This is a genomic window from Sphingomonas zeicaulis, from assembly GCF_050433225.1.
GTDB classification, from domain to species: domain Bacteria; phylum Pseudomonadota; class Alphaproteobacteria; order Sphingomonadales; family Sphingomonadaceae; genus Sphingomonas_D; species Sphingomonas_D zeicaulis.
In genome coordinates this window covers 1,213,265-1,230,209 of sequence record NZ_JBNPXQ010000001.1, presented here as the reverse complement: position 1 = coordinate 1,230,209, position 16,945 = coordinate 1,213,265, and the positions used below count along the sequence as shown (strand labels likewise).

19 protein-coding genes and 2 tRNA genes are annotated in these 16,945 nt (G+C 66.1%); 7 read left to right on the top strand and 14 right to left on the bottom strand.

Translation table 11 applies throughout. The features are described from left to right. Positions 1-3 precede the first annotated feature (3 nt). Genes FHS96_RS05845 through FHS96_RS05820 form a run of 6 tightly spaced genes read right to left on the bottom strand, consistent with a single transcriptional unit; the run spans position 4 to position 4,367 of the window. A complete protein-coding gene (locus tag FHS96_RS05845) occupies positions 4-276 on the bottom strand; it encodes an HPr family phosphocarrier protein (RefSeq protein WP_429588539.1) in 273 nt (90 codons plus the stop codon). Continuing rightward, on the bottom strand, positions 273-677 hold the full coding sequence (locus FHS96_RS05840; protein WP_429588538.1) for a PTS sugar transporter subunit IIA: 405 nt from the start codon (positions 675-677) through the stop codon (positions 273-275). The genes FHS96_RS05845 and FHS96_RS05840 overlap by 4 nt, the downstream gene beginning before the upstream one ends. Positions 678-693: 16 nt before the next feature. Then, positions 694-1,650: an RNase adapter RapZ gene (rapZ, locus tag FHS96_RS05835; RefSeq protein ID WP_429588537.1), complete on the bottom strand. Its 957-nt coding sequence runs from the start codon at positions 1,648-1,650 to the stop codon at positions 694-696. After that, positions 1,647-2,102: an HPr kinase/phosphorylase gene (locus FHS96_RS05830; RefSeq protein ID WP_429588536.1), complete on the bottom strand. Its 456-nt coding sequence runs from the start codon at positions 2,100-2,102 to the stop codon at positions 1,647-1,649. Before FHS96_RS05830 ends, rapZ begins: the two co-directional genes overlap by 4 nt. Next, positions 2,099-3,688, bottom strand: a complete 1,590-nt coding sequence (locus FHS96_RS05825; protein ID WP_429588535.1) for an ATP-binding protein — start codon at positions 3,686-3,688, stop codon at positions 2,099-2,101. Before FHS96_RS05825 ends, FHS96_RS05830 begins: the two co-directional genes overlap by 4 nt. Continuing rightward, positions 3,654-4,367, bottom strand: coding sequence for a response regulator (locus FHS96_RS05820; protein ID WP_429589636.1), 714 nt, complete (start codon positions 4,365-4,367; stop codon positions 3,654-3,656). The genes FHS96_RS05825 and FHS96_RS05820 overlap by 35 nt, the downstream gene beginning before the upstream one ends. Positions 4,368-4,585: 218 nt before the next feature. Here FHS96_RS05820 and FHS96_RS05815 point away from each other — a divergent pair, with 218 nt between their 5' ends. The 4 genes from FHS96_RS05815 to FHS96_RS05800 all read left to right on the top strand — a co-directional run bounded on the left by FHS96_RS05815 (position 4,586) and on the right by FHS96_RS05800 (position 8,341). Continuing rightward, complete coding sequence (locus tag FHS96_RS05815; protein ID WP_429588534.1) at positions 4,586-6,184, top strand: phosphoenolpyruvate carboxykinase; 1,599 nt, start codon at positions 4,586-4,588, stop codon at positions 6,182-6,184. A 234-nt stretch (positions 6,185-6,418) separates the two neighbouring features. Then, on the top strand, positions 6,419-7,189 hold the full coding sequence (locus FHS96_RS05810; protein ID WP_429588533.1) for a PilZ domain-containing protein: 771 nt from the start codon (positions 6,419-6,421) through the stop codon (positions 7,187-7,189). 126 nt (positions 7,190-7,315) lie between these two features. Further along, complete coding sequence (locus FHS96_RS05805; protein ID WP_429588532.1) at positions 7,316-7,531, top strand: hypothetical protein; 216 nt, start codon at positions 7,316-7,318, stop codon at positions 7,529-7,531. A gap of 39 nt (positions 7,532-7,570) precedes the next feature. After that, on the top strand, positions 7,571-8,341 hold the full coding sequence (locus FHS96_RS05800; protein ID WP_429588531.1) for a ThuA domain-containing protein: 771 nt from the start codon (positions 7,571-7,573) through the stop codon (positions 8,339-8,341). A 204-nt stretch (positions 8,342-8,545) separates the two neighbouring features. Here FHS96_RS05800 and FHS96_RS05795 read toward each other — a convergent pair. Both FHS96_RS05795 and FHS96_RS05790 read right to left on the bottom strand, forming a co-directional pair. Next, a tRNA-Arg gene (locus FHS96_RS05795) sits at positions 8,546-8,622 on the bottom strand. 54 nt (positions 8,623-8,676) lie between these two features. After that, positions 8,677-8,753 (bottom strand) — tRNA-Arg (locus tag FHS96_RS05790). An 82-nt stretch (positions 8,754-8,835) separates the two neighbouring features. Between FHS96_RS05790 and FHS96_RS05785 the strand changes: the two genes are divergently transcribed. After that, positions 8,836-9,351 (top strand): hypothetical protein, encoded by a 516-nt coding sequence (locus tag FHS96_RS05785; RefSeq protein WP_429588530.1) that lies wholly within the window; start codon positions 8,836-8,838, stop codon positions 9,349-9,351. Here the strand turns inward: FHS96_RS05785 and FHS96_RS05780 are convergent. From FHS96_RS05780 to FHS96_RS05765, 4 genes are read right to left on the bottom strand one after another with little or no spacing between them, the layout of a single operon-like run. Then, entirely contained in the window at positions 9,348-9,908 is a 561-nt protein-coding gene (locus tag FHS96_RS05780; RefSeq protein ID WP_429588529.1) for a gamma carbonic anhydrase family protein, read from the bottom strand. The genes FHS96_RS05785 and FHS96_RS05780 overlap by 4 nt on opposite strands. A 20-nt stretch (positions 9,909-9,928) precedes the next feature. Beyond that, positions 9,929-10,438 carry a GNAT family N-acetyltransferase gene (locus FHS96_RS05775; RefSeq protein WP_429588528.1) on the bottom strand — a complete coding sequence of 170 codons (510 nt, stop codon included), beginning with the start codon at positions 10,436-10,438 and terminating at the stop codon, positions 9,929-9,931. A gap of 20 nt (positions 10,439-10,458) precedes the next feature. Continuing rightward, positions 10,459-11,454: a porphobilinogen synthase gene (hemB, locus tag FHS96_RS05770; protein ID WP_429588527.1), complete on the bottom strand. Its 996-nt coding sequence runs from the start codon at positions 11,452-11,454 to the stop codon at positions 10,459-10,461. Positions 11,455-11,495: 41 nt separating this feature from the next. Next, the gene (locus tag FHS96_RS05765) at positions 11,496-12,647 is read right to left on the bottom strand and encodes a cytochrome P450 (RefSeq protein ID WP_429588526.1); all 1,152 of its coding nucleotides are present in this window, start codon (positions 12,645-12,647) and stop codon (positions 11,496-11,498) included. A gap of 86 nt (positions 12,648-12,733) precedes the next feature. Here FHS96_RS05765 and FHS96_RS05760 point away from each other — a divergent pair, with 86 nt between their 5' ends. Then, positions 12,734-13,270 (top strand): TetR/AcrR family transcriptional regulator, encoded by a 537-nt coding sequence (locus FHS96_RS05760; protein ID WP_429588525.1) that lies wholly within the window; start codon positions 12,734-12,736, stop codon positions 13,268-13,270. A 37-nt stretch (positions 13,271-13,307) separates the two neighbouring features. On the opposite strand, the gene FHS96_RS05755 is transcribed toward FHS96_RS05760, so the two are convergent. Next, the gene (locus FHS96_RS05755) at positions 13,308-14,342 is read right to left on the bottom strand and encodes a shikimate kinase (RefSeq protein ID WP_429588524.1); all 1,035 of its coding nucleotides are present in this window, start codon (positions 14,340-14,342) and stop codon (positions 13,308-13,310) included. A 109-nt stretch (positions 14,343-14,451) separates the two neighbouring features. Then, the gene (gene recG, locus FHS96_RS05750; RefSeq protein ID WP_429588523.1) at positions 14,452-16,506 is read right to left on the bottom strand and encodes an ATP-dependent DNA helicase RecG; all 2,055 of its coding nucleotides are present in this window, start codon (positions 16,504-16,506) and stop codon (positions 14,452-14,454) included. A gap of 73 nt (positions 16,507-16,579) precedes the next feature. Between recG and FHS96_RS05745 the strand changes: the two genes are divergently transcribed. Beyond that, the gene (locus tag FHS96_RS05745; protein WP_429588522.1) at positions 16,580-16,846 is read left to right on the top strand and encodes an FAD assembly factor SdhE; all 267 of its coding nucleotides are present in this window, start codon (positions 16,580-16,582) and stop codon (positions 16,844-16,846) included. Positions 16,847-16,945 lie beyond the last annotated feature (99 nt).

The following is a 16,945-nucleotide window of genomic DNA, read 5'->3' as shown; positions in this document are numbered from 1 at the left end:
CGACTATTCCTCGCCGAACTTGTCCTCGACGAGCTTGGCAAGCACCGTCACTGCAGACTCCGCACCTTCGCCACGGGCGCTGATCGTCACGCTGTCGCCCTTGGCGGCGCCCAGCATCATCAGCCCCATGATCGAGGTGCCCGTCACCTTGGATCCATCCTTTTCGACCATCACCGTGGCCGCCAGCGACGCCGCGAGCGTCACGAACTTCGCGCTTGCCCGCGCGTGCAGCCCGCGCTTGTTGGTGATCGTTACCGTCCTGCTGATTTGCGTCACGCCGCCTCGCCAAGCACCTCGGATGCCACGGAAATATATTTACGGCCCGCCTCCCGTGCTGCGGCGACCGCTTCCTTAACCTTCATCGTCTTACGCGCGCCGTCCAGTCGGATCAGCATCGGCAGGTTGATTCCCGCGATCACTTCCACCCGACCCGGCGACATCAGCGAAATCGCAAGGTTGCTGGGGGTGCCGCCGAACAGGTCGGTCAACAGGATGACACCGCGGCCGCCATCGACCGATTCGATGGCCCTCGCAATATCCGCGCGGCGAATCTCCATATCGTCGTCGGGACCAATGCAGATCGTCGCAATCGCGGTCTGCGGGCCGACGACATGCTCCATCGCGACCACGAACTCGGCGGCAAGCCGACCGTGTGTCACCAGCACCAGACCGATCATGATTGCACCCGAGTCCCTACTTCAGCCCCTGTTGCCCCACCGGCATCCCCTCAAGCGCGTCTTGTGGTTTTGATCCCAGATCGCGATGGGCGACGTTGAGCGAAAAACCCGCTTTGCGCAACCGTTGCGCAATCCGCTCAGCGCAATGGACCGAGCGGTGACGCCCTCCGGTGCAGCCAAAAGCTATTGTAACATAAGCCTTTCCTTCGCTTTCATAGCGAGGAAGCAATAACAGTAACAAATCTTCTATTTGCGTCAGCGCGGGCCCGTAAAGCGCATCCTCCGCAACATAGGCGGCAACGTCGGAGTCGAGCCCGCTCTTGGGCTTCAGCGCCGGCACCCAGTGCGGATTGCGGAGAAACCGCATGTCGAACATCAGATCGGCATTACGCGGCACGCCGCGCGAAAAGCCGAACGACATCACCGACACGGTGGTGACCGGTCCGTGGGTACCCCCGAAGCGCCCGCGTATCTCACCCTGCAACGCGTTGCTGTTGAACGCCGTCGAGTCGATCAGATGATCCGCCCATTCGCGGATCGGCGCCATCAGTTCCCGCTCACGAGCGATACCGTCGGCAGCCGGCCGGTCCTGCGCCAGCGGATGGCGCCGCCGCGTCTCGGCATAGCGACGCTCAAGCTCGGCGCCCGCGCAATCGAGGAACAGCGTTTCGACGGCCGGTCCGCCCTGCCCTGCGAGTTGACGGATACGGCGAACGATCGCAGCCGGATCGAACCCCCGCGTGCGGCTGTCGACGCCGATCGCAAGCGGCCGTTCACCATCCGCTGCGCCCGCGGCGATCGGCGCGTCGAGCAGCCGATCGAGCAACGGCAGCGGCAGGTTGTCGACCACCTCCCATCCAAGATCCTCGAGCGTGTTGAGGGCGGTCGACTTGCCCGCGCCCGACATCCCTGTGACGATCAGGATACGCTCGGGCCGCGGCGCTCCCGTGCCCGCCTGGTCGATGTCGCTCATTCCGCTTCCCCCACGGCGGCAAGCGCCAATTCGACCTTGATCGGCGCGGACGGCTCGGTGCCCGCCAACGTGACCCGCGGCACCGCCACCCCCGCAATTCGCCGCCTCAGCCCTTCCTCGGGCAGGCGGGCGACAGGCTCACCAAGACCGACGATCAGCGCGACCGGCACATCCTCGACATGCGCCATCGCGACGATGCCGATGCCGCGCACCTCGATGCTGCCGGCAATGGTCTCTGGCGCGAAGGCGCGCAGCCCGGCCGCGGTGCGCCGGACGATCGTATAGTCGTCACTGACCAGCGCCGCGCCGCGATCGATCAGGCGCAGCGCCAGATCCGACTTGCCGGTGCCCGAGAGCCCTTCGATCAGCACCGCGTGTCCGCCGATCGCGACGCAGGACGCATGCAGCGTCTCGGTCGCGCCACCCTCGGTGCCGTCGTTTCCTTCGCTCATGCCACCTCGCCCGTGGTCGCGGCCGGCAGGCGGATCGCGAAATGCGCGCCGTTGCTGCCGTCGCGCCGATCCTCGATGTCGATCCGGCCGCCATGGCCCTCCATGATCGTCTTGGCGATCGCGAGCCCCAGCCCCGAATGGCGACCGAACTCCTCGCCGGGCGGGCGCTCGCTGTGGAAGCGACGGAACACCGCTTCGCGGCTGTCCGGCGGCACGCCCGGCCCTTCATCCTCGATCGAGACGATCACTTCATGCGCCACACGCGTCGCGCTGATCTGCACCAGCCCGCCATCGGGCGAGAAGGAGATCGCATTGTCGACGAGGTTCTGGACGACGCGCGCGAGTCGCTGATCCTCCCCCATCACCACCGCCACGCCCACGCGGGGGCGCGCGAAGGCGATACGTACGCCGCGCTCCACGCCGCGCGCTTCATAGGTGCCCAGGATCGATTCGATCATCGCGCCGAGGTCGACGGGCTCGAAGCGCGCACGGGCAAGCTGCGCATCGATGCGGGAGGCATCGGACACGTCGGTAATCAGCCGGTCGAGCCGGCGGACATCGGCGCGGGCGATGCCCAAAAGCTGTTCGGCCAGCGCCGGATCCTTGACCCGGTCCAGCGCCTCCAGCGCCGATCCCAGCGAAGCCAGCGGGTTCTTGAGCTCATGCGTGACGTCGGCGGCAAAGGCCTCGATCGCGTCGATGCGCTGGTTGAGCGCGTGACTCATATCCGAAACCGCGCGCGCCAGCAGCCCGATTTCGTCGCGGCGTGAGGGCAACCGCGGCACCACCACCTCGCGCGCGCGCCCCAGCCGCACGCGCACCGCTGCGCGCGCCAGCCGCCGCAGCGGGCGGACGATGGTGCGGGCGAGGAACAGCGAGAGCAGGATCGAGACGAGCGTGACCAGCGCAAGCACGATGCCGAGCCGCAGCCGTTCCGCCCGCACCGTGCGGACGATGTCGCGGGCATTGGCGGTGGTCAGCACCAGCGCGCCGCTGCGGCCAATCGGCGCCGCCGCCGAGATCATGTGCGTGCGATCCGGCGCGCGGCGCAGATAGACCTGCGAATGATGCGTGCGCTGCGCCGCGACCAGTTCCGGCCAGGCGGAGACATTGTCCTTGCCCGGCTCCTCATAGGGCGGCGGCCGTTCGGCACCGACCACGGCATCGATGATGCGATCGAGATAGCGTGCGGCTTCCCGCTCCCAGCGTTGGTCGGCCGGATCGATCAAGCGATAGTTGGGGCCGGCGAGCGTCCAGCTGTCCCCGGTCAGCCGGCCGTCGGCGGCATAGGTGCGCACGCGCGCCTCGGTGGTCGCGCCGAAGCCGACCAGCAGGCGCGGCTCCTGCGAGACCATCGCCGCATCGAGCGAATCGGCGAGGATGCGCACCTCGCGCTCCGCCTGCCCAAGGCGGTCGTCGACCAGCCGCGCGCGGTAGCTGTCGAGGTAGAAGAATCCCCCGGCGAGCATCGCCAGGGCGAAGATGTTGACCGCGAGGATGCGCCGGGTGAGCGAGACGCGCCCTGCCCACAGCGGCGCCCCGTCACGCGGCTCAACCGTCGTCGCTGAATCGGTATCCGGCGCCATAGAGCGTCTCGATAGCCGAAAAATCCGAATCCACCTGCCTGAACTTGCGCCTCAGCCGCTTGATGTGGCTGTCGATGGTCCGATCGTCGACATAGACATCGTCCTGATAGGCGGCGTCCATCAGCTGGTTGCGGTTCTTCACCACACCCGGCCACTGCGCGAGCGTCTCCAGGATCATGAATTCGGTGACGGTCAGCACCACCTCCCGCCCGGCCCATTTCACGCGATGCCGCGCCGGATCCATTTCCAGCCGGCCGCGCACCATCGGTTCCGAAACCGGCTCATCGCTCGCTTCGTCGCGCGGCTGCGCGCGTGCCTCGGTACGCCGCAGGATCGCCCGGATGCGCGCGATCAGCAGGCGCTGCGAGAAGGGCTTGGTGATGTAATCGTCGGCGCCCATTGCGAGCCCCAAGGCCTCGTCGAGCTCATCATCCTTGGAGGTCAGGAAGATGACCGGCATGTCGCTTTTCTCGCGCAGCCTGCGCAGCAGTTCGAGGCCATCCAGCCGCGGCATCTTGATATCGAAAACGCCGAGGTCTGCGGGGGTGTCGGTAAGCGCCTTCAGCGCCGCCTCACCATCCGAATATAGACGGGTGACGAAGCCTTCGGCCTGTAAAGCGATCGACACCGATGTCAGAATGTTACGGTCGTCGTCGACGAGCGCGATCGAAGCGGCCATGCCAGCGTCGGTCTCCATGGGTTCCTCACCCGCCCCTAGACCATGGCGGGCAGCCAGGCAACGCGCGCCGGATTGCCGCACCGGCGCGACGGAACCGCCATATTGTCATAAATTTACAGCCTAACCCGTGTGATTGACCATATAGTGGGCGTTCGATATGCCGACGCCCGACTGGAGGACGCCGGAAACAGGCGCCTCGGTGGAGAGGGATTCCAGCTATGGCAAACCGCATTCCATCCTTCACACTCTCCGATCAGGGCATCACGACCGATGCCGAACTGCATTGGAACCTGGGCACCGCGCCGCTCGTCGAAACCGCGGTGAAGCGCGGCGAAGGGCTGCTGGCCAAGGATGGTCCCCTCGTCGTCAAAACGGGCAAGCACACCGGCCGTTCCGCCAATGACAAGTTCATCGTGCGCGACGCCGAAACCGAAGAGACGGTGTGGTGGGGCAAGACCAACAAGGGCATGAGCCCTGCGCAGTTCGCCGCGCTCAAGGCGGCCTTTCTCGCCCACCTCGGCACGAGGGACACGCTGTTCGTCCAGGACCTTCACGGCGGTTCGCAGCCCGAACATCGCGTCAACGTGCGGGTGATCACCGAGTTCGCCTGGCACAGCCTGTTCATCCGTACGCTGCTGGTGCGGCCCGAGGTCGAAGCGCTGGCGGGGTTCATGCCCGAATATACGATCATCGACCTGCCCAGCTTCCAAGCCGATCCCGAGCGGCACGGCACGCGCAGCGAAACGGTGATCGCGGTCAACTTTACCGAGAAGCTGATCCTGATCGGGGGCACGCGCTATGCCGGCGAGATGAAGAAGTCGGTATTCGGCATCCTCAACTACAAGCTTCCCGTCGCCGGCATCATGCCGATGCATTGCTCGGCCAATATCGGGGCCGATGGCGACACGGCCGTGTTCTTCGGCCTTTCCGGCACCGGCAAGACGACGCTGTCGGCAGACGCGAGCCGCACGCTGATCGGCGATGACGAGCATGGCTGGTCCGACACCGCCGTCTTCAATTTCGAGGGCGGCTGCTACGCCAAGATGATCCGTCTCTCGCCCGAGGCCGAGCCGGAAATCTTCGCCACCACCAAGCGGTTCGGAACCGTGTTGGAGAATGTGGTGATCGACGAGGACAGCCGCGAGATCGATCTCGACGATGACAGCCTGGCCGAGAACAGCCGGGGCTCCTACCCGATCGACTTCATCCCCAATGCGTCGAAGGACAATCTGGGGCCAGTGCCGACCAACATCATCATGCTGACGGCGGATGCGTATGGCGTGTTGCCGCCGATCGCCAAGCTGACGCCCGACCAGGCGATGTATCACTTCCTGTCGGGCTATACCGCGCGCGTCGCCGGCACCGAGATCGGCGTGACCGAACCGACCGCAACTTTCTCGACCTGTTTCGGCGCTCCCTTCATGCCGCGCCACCCCTCGGTCTACGGCAACTTGCTCAAGCAACGGATTGCGAAAGGCGGCGTCGATTGCTGGCTGGTCAACACAGGCTGGACCGGCGGCAGCTATGGCACAGGCACGCGCATGCCGATCAAGGCGACCCGTGCGCTGCTCAACGCGGCGCTCGACGGCAGCCTCAACGATGCCGAATTCCGCACCGATCCCAATTTCGGGTTCAAGGTACCGGTGGCGGTGCCGGGCGTGGAGGCTGCGATGCTGGATCCACGTGCGACCTGGGCGGACAAGGCTGCCTATGATGCGACCGCCAGGAAACTGGTCGGTCAATTCATCGACAATTTCGCGCAATTCGAGGAGCACGTCGACGCAGCCGTGCTGCAGGCCGCGCCAAAGGCGGCCTGACCCAGATTGCCATCCCATGGCGAATCACGCCGCGCGTCCCCCGGCGCGCGGCGTCTTTTTTATGCAATGACGCCCCGCGCGTATTCCTTCTGCCGTCACCCGACCTCGACTCATCCCGATCTGCGCGCGGATGACGCCGTTTTGCGGCCGTTAACCATAAAAAAAGGTGAGTTGGTCATTCATATCGTCGATTCGGGTAACATGAATGGATTGTGTGATCCGCGGGGGGGCGAAATGAAGGCTTTGGAACCGGCGAATGCGGCAGCGGTCGATGACGGTGGGCCGAAGACCGGCGCCTCGGCAGCATGGAGCGTGATGATGGACGATGTTGCCCCGCCCCCTCCCCCGTTGCGGCTGGCGACCGACGAGGATGAGGCGCGCGCGGCGGGGACCGCAGCGCTCTCCGTCCTGCAGATCGGCAAGCTCATCACCGCGGAAGGCCAATCCTTGTGCACGCTGCACAGCGTGACCGCGAACGGCGCCACTGCGCTCGCCACGATCGCGCTTGCCGTTGGCACGCCGGTCGCCATCGGCTTCCGTTCCTCGCACATCCTCACTGGCCGGGTCTCCTCGTCGCGCAACATGCTGACGACGGTGGTTTTCGACGAGATCGCGGACAGCGATTCGCTGCTGGCAGTCCAGCATTATGGCGTCAGCGGCCGCTTCCTGCCCGACTCGGTGCGCGTCGAACTGTTCGGCACCGTCCATGTCGAGGTCGATGGCCGAAGCTTCGATACCGAATTGTTCGACATCTCGCTGTCGGGCGCGAAGCTCGCCGATGCCGAGGCGTTCATGATCGGCACCCGCATCGTCCTGTCGATCGACGGGCTGCCGATGCGCTCGGGCTATATCCGGTGGCGGCGCGATGGCCGTGCCGGGGTGGCCTTCAACCTGGGCATGCCTTTCGAAGTGCTTTCCGCCTGGGTGTTGCAGCAGCCGTCGCGCCTGACGCTCGACACGCTGGGGACCGGCACAATCCATCCATCGGCGCGACAGGTTGGCTGAGTGGAATTGCGAATAGCGCGATTACCGGGTGTCCGCGTACGCGCTGCTTTGCCGACGTCCATCACACTCGCCGCCGCACTGCTCGCCAGCGGATGTGATGGTGCATCAAGCAGTCTCACCAATCCGATGGATCCGCACGCCGACGAGGTCGAGCAGTTTGCCGACGAATGGGTCGCGGGTCTGCAAGAGGAACAACGCGTTCTGCTCGAGCGCGGCGCGCGCGGCGATAGCGACGCGCAGGCGCGGGCGATGGCGCTGGAAGAGCAGATCGATGATCGCATGGCCACCAGCAGCGAACGCGCGTCGATCGCGCGTGAGGCCGGCGATCTGCTGAGCGACTAGACGGCCGCCAGGCACAGCAAAACCCGACGGAGAACGGCCATGAACCGCACGATCCCCCTCGCGATCGCCGCCCTTACGCTCGCTGCACCCTCAGCCGCGTTGGCGGACAGCCAGTTCAAGCTGCTCATCCTCTCGATCCCCAACAAATATCATTACGAGTATATACCCGTGGCGCGCGACAGCCTCGAACGGCTCGCGAAACTTCATGCCTTCGAATTCACCTGGGCGAACCGCACCGATGCGTTCGACGGCGACCTCAGCCAATATGCTGCGGTGATGTTCCTCAACACCCCTGGCGAGGAACTGAGCCCGGCGCAGCGCGCCAAGTTCGAAGCCTATATGCGCGCGGGCGGCAATGCGATCATCGTCCACCGCGCGGCGATCATGCCGGCGGGAAACTGGCCCTGGTATGAGAAGCTGGTTGGCCGATCCTTCATTATCCACCCGATGCTGCAGACCGGCGTGGTGACCGTTGCCGACAGGGGCTTTCCGGCCACCTTCGGCGTTCCCGACCGCTGGATCTGGAGCGACGAGTTCTACGTGCTGGCCAACCCCTACAAGGTCAGCATCAATCCGGTGCTGAATGTCGACGAAACAAGCTATGATCCGACGAAGATCTGGCCCGGGCAGGTCTCCAAACCGATGGGCAAGGACCATCCCGTCGCATGGCACCACGGTTATGAGAAGGGCCGCGTGTTCGTCACCACGCTCGGCCACAATGTCGAGATGTATCGCGATCCGACCTATTTGACGCACCTGATGGGCGGCATCTACTGGACCGCGACAGGGCTGGGCCAACGGCGGCCCTGAGTCGCGACGGGAGCGCATGCGCGCTCGTTCGAACAGCGCCCAATCCCCGGCGCGAAGATCAACGCGCTGAACGCCGCATCTTCGACATCGCCGGCCTCGACGGGAAAGACCATCGGCTCGGTCACGAAGCGCGGCTTTGAGGAGGCGCAGGTCACGCCCGCCTCGGCGACATCCACATGATTTGCATGGCCGAGCAGAAAGCGTTGGCGCACCCGGAACGATTCGAACGTCCGACCCTCAGATTCGTAGTCTGATGCTCTATCCAGCTGAGCTACGGGTGCCCACCACGCCGATGTGCGATCGATTACCGATCCCACATCGCTGCGGAAGTATGTTGGCGCACCCGGAACGATTCGAACGTCCGACCCTCAGATTCGTAGTCTGATGCTCTATCCAGCTGAGCTACGGGTGCGTGGGAGGCGGGCAATAGTCGTGTCTTTCGAATGATGCAAGCCCGTTGCGACGATTGTTCGCAAAGCTTATCGACTTCGCCCATGAATAGCCGCCGCCCCCCTATCCTGCCCCTGTTCGTAATGCTGGCGCTGGGCGCTTGTGCGGGCGGCGCGACGCAGGGCACGCCTTCGTTGGCACGCCGCCCGATCGAGGCCCCGCGCCCCGATCCGACGCCCACGCCCACGGGACCCGCCGAATCATCGCTGGTGCAGCGGATCGCCGCGCTGGTCGACGATGCCCGTCAGGGCGATGCCGCGTTCAACAGCGCTGCTTCGGCTGCGGAGCCGCGGATCGCGCGCGCCGCGGGTGCCGCCGCTGGCAGCGAGGCGTGGATCGAGGCACAGCAGGCGGTGGCCGCGGTCGAATTCTCCCGCGAGAAGAGCGTCGGCGCGATGGTGGCGATCGATTCGCTGCTGAGCGAGCGGCTGAACGCGATGGCCGCGCGCGATGCGGCCGGCGGCGCGACCGAGATCGCCGCCGCCCAGGCCCAGATCAGCGGCATCGTCGAGGCGCAGGCGACCCGCCTCGCCGCGCTCCAGCGCCAATTGCAGCGTTAACCGGCCGATCCGTCGCCAGCGATGGCTGCGCGATGCGCGCGGCCGTTGCGCACATAATTGGCTACGCCCGCGGCATGCGCCGCGCGTTCCGCGTCGGCCAGGTCACGGATATGCTTGGCAGGGCGACCGAGCCACAGCTGGCGAGGCCCGATCGTCTTGCCCGGGGTCAGCATCGCGCCGGCGCCAATCATGCCTTCCGACTCGATCACCGAATCCAGCACGATCGCGCCAAGCCCCACAAACGCCCGGTCGTGCAGAACGCTGCCATGAATCAGCGCCATATGGCCGATCAGTACATCCTCACCGATGATCGTCGGCGCGCCTTCGGGATGTTCCGCGGTCGGCGAATCGACATGGACGACGCTGCCGTCCTGGATGTTGGTGCGCGCGCCGACACGGATGCTGTTCACGTCCCCCCGCAGGACGCAATTGTACCAGATGCTCACGTCCGGCCCGATCTCGACATCGCCGATCAACCGGCAGCCGGGTGCGATGAAGGCGCTGTCGTGGATCCGCGGCGTCTTGCCGCCGAAGCTGATGATGCTGACACCGTCCATGATAGTCCCTTCCGCTGCGATCAGGCCGGCCGCGCCACCCGGTAGGTCACATGCGCGCACAGCGCCGCATCTCCGGCGAGCAGCGGATGGACAAAATCGTGCGCCGGCACATGCACCATGCCGATTCGGTCCATCACCTGCCGGCTGGCGGCGTTGGCGGCGGTGGTGATCGCGGCGATCGACGGCACGTCGAGCATCGCCCACCCCCAGCCCAGCGCCGCGCGCGCGGCCTCCAAGGCATAGCCCTGGCCCCAATAGTCGGCACCGAAAAGCCAGCCGATCTCCACTTCACCCTCGATCGGCGTACCCGGCGCGCCCGGCTTCAGCCCGCAAAAGCCCATCACCGCGCCATCCGCGCGCCGTTCGACCGTGAAGAAGCCCAGCCCGTGCGATCGTTCATAGCCGCGGTGGCGTTCGCGCACTGCGTCAGACTGTTCAGCGGTCAGCAGCGGCCCCATGAACCGCCGCACGCGCGGATCGGCATCCTGCGCGCGAAAGGCCGGCAGGTCGGCGTCGCGCCAGCGGCGCAAGATCAATCGTTCGGTATCGATCATCCCGCCAGCAGGCGCGCGGCATGCATCGCATGATAAGTAAGCACGCCGGAACATCCCGCGCGCTTGAAGGCCAGCAAGGTCTCCAGAACGAGCGCATCGCGCTCCCCGGCACCGGCCGCGACCGCCGCCTCGATCATCGCATATTCGCCGGATACCTGATAGGCGAACACCGGCACCTCGAACCGCTCCTTCACACGGCGGACGATATCGAGATAGGGAAGGCCAGGCTTCACCATCACCGTGTCCGCGCCCTCCGCCAGATCGAGCGCGACCTCACGCAACGCCTCCTCGGCATTGGCATGGTCCATTTGGTAAGTCTTCTTGTCGCCCTTCAGCAGCCCGCGTGAGCCCACCGCATCGCGGAACGGTCCATAGAAGGCGCTCGCATATTTGGCGGCATAGGCCATGATCTGGACATTGACGTGGCCGCCCGCCTCCAGCGCGGCACGGATCGCGCCAACGCGCCCGTCCATCATGTCCGAAGGCGCGATGATGTCGGCACCCGCCGCGGCCTGTGTCAGCGCCTGGCCGACCAGCAGTTCGGACGTCACATCATTGAGTACATAGCCCGCGTCATCGACAAGCCCGTCATGGCCATGCGCGGTATAGGGATCGAGCGCGACATCGGTCAGCACGCCGATGTCAGGCACCGCATCCTTGATCGCACGGATCGCGCGGCACATCAGATTGTCGGGGTTCAGCGCCTCACGGCCATCCTCGGTGCGCAATTCGGGCGGCGTGTTGGGGAAGAGCGCGAGGCAGGGAATGCCGAGATCGCGCGCTTCGCGGGCGCGCTCGACCGCCAGATCGACCGACCAGCGCGAGACACCCGGCAAGGTCGCGATCGGTTCCTCCACCGCGCTGCCCGAGGTTACGAACAGCGGCCAGATCAGGTCCGCGGGGGTCAGCACGGTCTCCGCCACCATCGCGCGGCTCCAGCCATGGGCACGGGTGCGACGAAGGCGGAGCGCGGGATAGGCGGCGTGTGTCATGCCGGCGACTTACACAGTTTGGACGCGGCTGTGAAACCGGCTCAACAGGAAATGCGGCAACCGCGGAGTTCATATCCGGTGACCAGCGCATTCCATCGCATCGCCGGCGGCCGTTCGAGGCGCAGCCCCGGCACGCGCAGCAGACGATCGAGGAACAAAGCCGATTCAAGCATCGCCACCCCCGCCCCCGGGCAACGGTGCGCGCCATCGCCGAAAGCCAGCCCAGCCGCGGATACCCGCGGCGCCCGATCGCGCGCAGGATCGATCCGGTGCGGGCAAGCGCCCATCGCCGCTTCATCGGCATTGGCCGCACGAATATCGAGTGCGGTCGCTGCCGGCTCGCCGGGGATGCGGCGATAGAGTGTGCCCACCACCGGCTCCAGCCGCAGGATTTCCTCCAGCAACGCGATCTGCCCGGCTTCGTCCGCTTCGAGGAAGCGCGCGCGCAACGCCGGATCCTCGAGCATGTGCCAGCCCGCCATCGTCACGAACTCGCGGGTCGTCACCATGCCCGCCGCACCATAAGTGACGCATTCGGTGAGGATCTCGCGCTCGGCATAGCCCTCATCGATGAGGTGCGAAATGACATCATCCTGTCGTTCGGCTCGACGGGTACGGATCGCAGGCAGCACATCGGCACGGTGGAAGCGCAGCATCCGCCATTGGCCGAGCAGGAAATTGATGAACGCGGTAACGCGACCGCCACCCCCGCCGCTCACCGACAGGAACGCATCGAGCCGCCGGATCATACCGGCGCGGTCGCTGTCGGTCAGCCCCACGATCTCCCCCGCAACGGTCACCGCAAGATCAAGGCTCATCGCGTCGAGATCGCCCGCACCATCGCGCCGAAATGCCGCCACCAGCCGGTCGCTCGCATCCACCATCACCGCGCGGTGCCGGGTGGCGACCAGCTTGGGCGCGAAGAAGCGCGCGGTGGCGCTGCGCTGCCGCCGATGTGCGGCGCCTTCGAGGAACAGGATCGGCGGCCGCATCGCACCGCCGAACCTTTCAAGCAGTTCGGCCATGAAGCCGGCCTGCCGCGCGCCATCATCGCGCAGCACCGCGCGCGCCGCATCATAGCCGGCGATGGTGCGGTGCGTTTTCGTCAGGCCATCGGCGGCGATCGCAGCGCTCTTGCGATCATCGTCATTTGCTGCTGGGCATCGACCATGAGAGAGGGTTGCGTCCATCATCCCGGCCTCCATTTATGAGCAGTGATGGATCATAATTAAGGTATTCGATCGTGGATGCAAGCAGCCGCCGAACCCGTGACGCCAGAGTGGTTCGAACCCGCGCCGCCTTGCGCGACGCACTGATCGCGCTGCTTGCCCACCATCCGTTCACGGAGATCACTGCGGCCATGGTGGTGGCGGAGGCGGGCGCGGGGTACGCCACTTTCTTCCGGCATTATGCGGATACCGCCGCGCTGCTGACCGACGCCGCCGACGCCATGATCGCCGAACTTGTCGCCATTGTGGGCCCTGCGCTGCGCGCCGGCACGCCCGACGCCGCGATGGTCGCGCTGGCGGCCTATGTCGATGCGCGACGCGACGCATGCCGGGCAATGCTCTGCGGAGCGGGCGACGCGGTGCGCGCAGCGATCGTTGCACGGGCCATCGCACTCGCGGAAGCGGCGCCGGTCGATCTTGCCGGCGGCCTGCCCCCTGCACTCACCATCCGCTTCCAGACCGCGGCCGCCGTGGAAGTGCTCGGCTGGTGGCTGGATCAGGCGCCTGAACGGACGCCGGAGGAGGTTGCGCGGCTGCTGCGTCGGCTGGTCATTGCCCCCGTGCTAGTCGACGCGATCATGCCATAGGCACCACCGCGCCAACCCAACCCATTGTCGACCCTGCTCAGCAATGGCCGAGCGCATCCTCCGGCGCGTCGCCATTGATCCAGCACAGCAATTGCTCGGCAAGATCGACCTCGGCGTCGGGCGCGACGACATGTTCGGTGCGCCAGACCTCCCGCCGGGTCTGGCCGTCGGCGAAGTGCAGCACGGCCGACATTTGCCAGGGCAGTGTGCCGTGGGTGAACAGGAAGAGCTCGATCGTGGGTGAGACCCGATCGGTCGTAAGTAGGATCAGGCGCCAGCCTTCCGAATGCCAGGGCGCGCGATAAGCCTGATAGCGCCCCGCATAGGTGGTCGAGTCGAGCAGCGCCGAGACCACCGCCAGCGCGATGCCATGTTCGAACCGGCCGTGCGGCAAGGCGCCCGACAGCCGATCGATGACATTATCGCCCATTCCCACTTCGCCGGGCAGGCGTTGGCGCCGATGCCAGGGTTCGGCATCTCGCCAGTCAAGCCGCGGCAGCACCCAATTGTCGGCGTCGCCGCCCTGCCCCAGATGGCGTTTCACCGCGCGGATCAGACAATAGGCGGAAAGCTGCACAGGCAAGCTGCCGATGTCGACGACGATGTCGGCGGCACGATAGACATCCGAAGGCAGCGCGAAGGCACGGGTTTTGGCGATGCGCTCACCGGCCGCTGCCCCACCCTCTCCAGGCTCGGCTCGAAAGGCGGACATCGGCGCCGCAGGCGTCGTCGAGATCAGTTGGGTTGAACCGCGCCGCTCGGCGACCTGCCCCTCGATGAAGACGGACAGCGCATGTTGGCGGATGCGATCGCCGGCGACGTCGGGCAGGAAATCCTCGAAACCCGTCGCGATCACCGCGGCGCCGCCCGACAGCAGCTTGTCGATCACTGCCTGCCGCCGGGCGACCGCGGCCGTGCCGGGTTCGGCGCGTCGGAAGCGGACCAGCGACTGGTCGACATCAAAAAAAGGAATGTCGAGCGCCTCCGCCAGATAAGGCCCAAGGGTCGACTTGCCCACACCGGTCGGACCGACCAGCACAATGATCGGCACCGACAATCGATTGTCCGCCATATCCCCCCGCTGCGATGTTACGGCGCACCCCGTCTTGTGCCGCACGCGACCCCTAATCGGGTATGGTCTGTAAAAACATCAATAATTTGGGATATCTTAGGAGATATCATTATCCCGAACGTAGAAGCTGAACACCCGCTTCCCGCTCAAACAGGTAAAGCGCCACCCGCGCAGCCTGTCCACGCGGTCCTTCCAGCCCGCCGTCGCGATCGATCAGCAACCGCGCATCGTCGGTCGCGATCGGCAGCATTGCCTCCAACCGCTCGGGCGTCGCCAGCTTGAATCGCGCCTCGCCCGACTGCTTGGTGCCCAGCACCTCGCCGGCACCGCGCAGCCGCAGATCCTCCTCGGCAATGCGGAAGCCGTCATTGGTCTCGCGCATCAGCGCCAGCCGCGCGCGCGCCGTCTCGCTCAGCCCGTCGCCGCGCAGCAGCAGGCAGGTCGACTTGCCGCTGCCGCGCCCCACCCGCCCACGCAACTGGTGAAGCTGGGCGAGGCCGAAACGATCGGCGCCCTCGACCACCATCAAGGTAGAGTTGGGCACGTTGACGCCGACTTCGATCACCGTCGTTGCGACCAGCACGGACAATTCGCCGCGCTGGAAGGCGTCCATCACCTTGTCCTTTTCCGGCCCCTTCATTCGGCCGTGGACGAGGCCGATGCGGTCGCCAAAGCGCGCGCGCAAGGTTGCGGCGCGATCCTCCGCCGCGGCCATGTCGCTGTTGGCGCTTTCCTCGACCAGCGGACACACCCAATAAGCCTGCCCGCCGCCCGTGATGTGTCGATCGAGCGCATCGACGATCTCGACCAGGCGCTGCACGCTCATCACCCGCGTTTCCACCGGCTGCCGACCCGGCGGCATTTCGTCGAGCCGGCTGACATCCATCTCGCCATATTGGGTCAATGTCAGCGTGCGTGGAATCGGCGTCGCGGTCATTACCAGCAGGTGGGGCGGATGTTCGGCCTTGGCGGTAAGCATAAGCCGCTGCGCCACGCCGAAGCGGTGCTGCTCGTCGATCACGGCGAGGCCGAGGCGCTTGTAGTTGACCTGTTCCTGGAAGATCGCATGGGTGCCGACGAGGATGTCGATCGATCCGTCCGCCAGCCCCATCAACGTCGATTCGCGTGCCCTGCCCTTGTCGCGCCCGGTGAGGATGGCGAGGTTGACCGGCACGCCGGCGAGCATCTCGCGCAGCGTATCGAAATGCTGCCGCGCGAGGATCTCGGTGGGCGCGAGCAAGGCGCCCTGCGCCCCCGCCTCCACCGTGACCAGCAGCGCCACCAGCGCGACCAACGTCTTGCCCGAGCCGACATCGCCCTGCAGCAGCCGTACCATCGGCGTCTGCTGCTGCATGTCGCCCTCGATCTCCCCGATCGCGCGGGTCTGCGCACCGGTCGCGGCATAGGGCAGCCGCAGCGCGTCCCGCAGCCGGCCATCACCCCTCAATGGCAGCCCACGCCGCTTGCGAGTGGAGGCGCGCACCAGCATCAGCGCGAGCTGGTTGGCAAAGATCTCATCATAGGCGAGCCGGTCACGCGCCACCGAATCCATCGGATCGGCGTGCGCGCGCCCCAGCGCCTCGCGCCAGTCCGGCCAGTTGCGGCGCTCCTTCAGGCCGGTTTCGATCCATTCGGGCAGTTCGGGGGCGCGGGTCAGCGCCGCTTCGGCAAGCTGCACCATGCGCTTGCCGGTCAGCCCATCGGACAGCGGATAGACCGGCTCGCGCTCCGGCAGCATCTCGTCCAGCGCCAGGACATGATCGGGATGGACGATCTGGAGATGCTCGCCATAGGATTCGAGTTTGCCCGAAACGAGCCGCGGCTCCTCCACTGGCAGCAGCTTCCTCGCCCAGCCCGAACCGCCGCCGAAGAAGACGAGGCTGACGACATCGCCGCCGGCATCGCGCGCGAACACGCGGAACGGTCCCCGCCCGCCGCTCTGCCGATAATCGAACGGGGTCAGCACGATGCTGATGATTCGCCCGACATCGGCCATGGCGAGGCCATGGACGCGCGTGCGCTCGACCAGTCCGGTGGGCAAGTGGAAGGCAACATCCACCGCACGCGCCAGCCCCAGCCGTTCCAGCGGCCGGGCAAGCGCCGGTCCCACTCCCTTCAGAGCGGTGACCTCGGCGAACAGCGGATTGAGAATATCGGGACGCATGCTTATCTGCGCCCATATAGCTCAGCCGACAGACGCTTCCAGCGTCCGCCGGCCTTTCTTGTATTGGAGACCCATGGACCGCGAGATTCGCCTCAAGCGCCTGCGCTTCCGCGCCTGGCACCGCGGCACCCGCGAAGCCGACATGATGATCGGCGGCTATTTCGACCATGCCCACCATGGCTGGTCCGAAGGCGAGATGCAGTGGTTCGAGGCGCTGCTGGAGGAGCAGGACGTGGATATCATGGCCTGGGCGATGAAGGTGCAGCCGGTGCCGGCGAACTGGTCCGGACCGATGATGGAGCGTCTGCAGAAGCTGGACTTCATCGAGGTGAACGAGTGAGTGCACCCACCTCTCCTCCCCGGCACGGGGAGGGGGACCATGCGCGCGAGCGCATGGTGGAGGGGATTGCGCCGAAGACCCCCGCGCCACCTTCGCCTG

What these genes read in the sequence shown, in the direction of transcription:
- FHS96_RS05840 (WP_429588538.1), bottom strand. Translation starts at nt 677, where the DNA reads ATGATCGGTCTGGTGCTGGTGACACACGGTCGGCTTGCCGCCGAGTTC.
- rapZ (WP_429588537.1), bottom strand. Translation starts at nt 1,650, where the DNA reads ATGAGCGACATCGACCAGGCGGGCACGGGAGCGCCGCGGCCCGAGCGT.
- FHS96_RS05830 (WP_429588536.1), bottom strand. Translation starts at nt 2,102, where the DNA reads ATGAGCGAAGGAAACGACGGCACCGAGGGTGGCGCGACCGAGACGCTG.
- FHS96_RS05825 (WP_429588535.1), bottom strand. Translation starts at nt 3,688, where the DNA reads ATGGCGCCGGATACCGATTCAGCGACGACGGTTGAGCCGCGTGACGGG.
- FHS96_RS05820 (WP_429589636.1), bottom strand. Translation starts at nt 4,367, where the DNA reads ATGGCCGCTTCGATCGCGCTCGTCGACGACGACCGTAACATTCTGACA.
- FHS96_RS05815 (WP_429588534.1), top strand. Translation starts at nt 4,586, where the DNA reads ATGGCAAACCGCATTCCATCCTTCACACTCTCCGATCAGGGCATCACG.
- FHS96_RS05810 (WP_429588533.1), top strand. Translation starts at nt 6,419, where the DNA reads ATGAAGGCTTTGGAACCGGCGAATGCGGCAGCGGTCGATGACGGTGGG.
- FHS96_RS05805 (WP_429588532.1), top strand. Translation starts at nt 7,316, where the DNA reads ATGGATCCGCACGCCGACGAGGTCGAGCAGTTTGCCGACGAATGGGTC.
- FHS96_RS05800 (WP_429588531.1), top strand. Translation starts at nt 7,571, where the DNA reads ATGAACCGCACGATCCCCCTCGCGATCGCCGCCCTTACGCTCGCTGCA.
- FHS96_RS05785 (WP_429588530.1), top strand. Translation starts at nt 8,836, where the DNA reads ATGAATAGCCGCCGCCCCCCTATCCTGCCCCTGTTCGTAATGCTGGCG.
- FHS96_RS05780 (WP_429588529.1), bottom strand. Translation starts at nt 9,908, where the DNA reads ATGGACGGTGTCAGCATCATCAGCTTCGGCGGCAAGACGCCGCGGATC.
- hemB (WP_429588527.1), bottom strand. Translation starts at nt 11,454, where the DNA reads ATGACACACGCCGCCTATCCCGCGCTCCGCCTTCGTCGCACCCGTGCC.
- FHS96_RS05765 (WP_429588526.1), bottom strand. Translation starts at nt 12,647, where the DNA reads ATGATGGACGCAACCCTCTCTCATGGTCGATGCCCAGCAGCAAATGAC.
- FHS96_RS05755 (WP_429588524.1), bottom strand. Translation starts at nt 14,342, where the DNA reads ATGGCGGACAATCGATTGTCGGTGCCGATCATTGTGCTGGTCGGTCCG.
- recG (WP_429588523.1), bottom strand. Translation starts at nt 16,506, where the DNA reads ATGCGTCCCGATATTCTCAATCCGCTGTTCGCCGAGGTCACCGCTCTG.
- FHS96_RS05745 (WP_429588522.1), top strand. Translation starts at nt 16,580, where the DNA reads ATGGACCGCGAGATTCGCCTCAAGCGCCTGCGCTTCCGCGCCTGGCAC.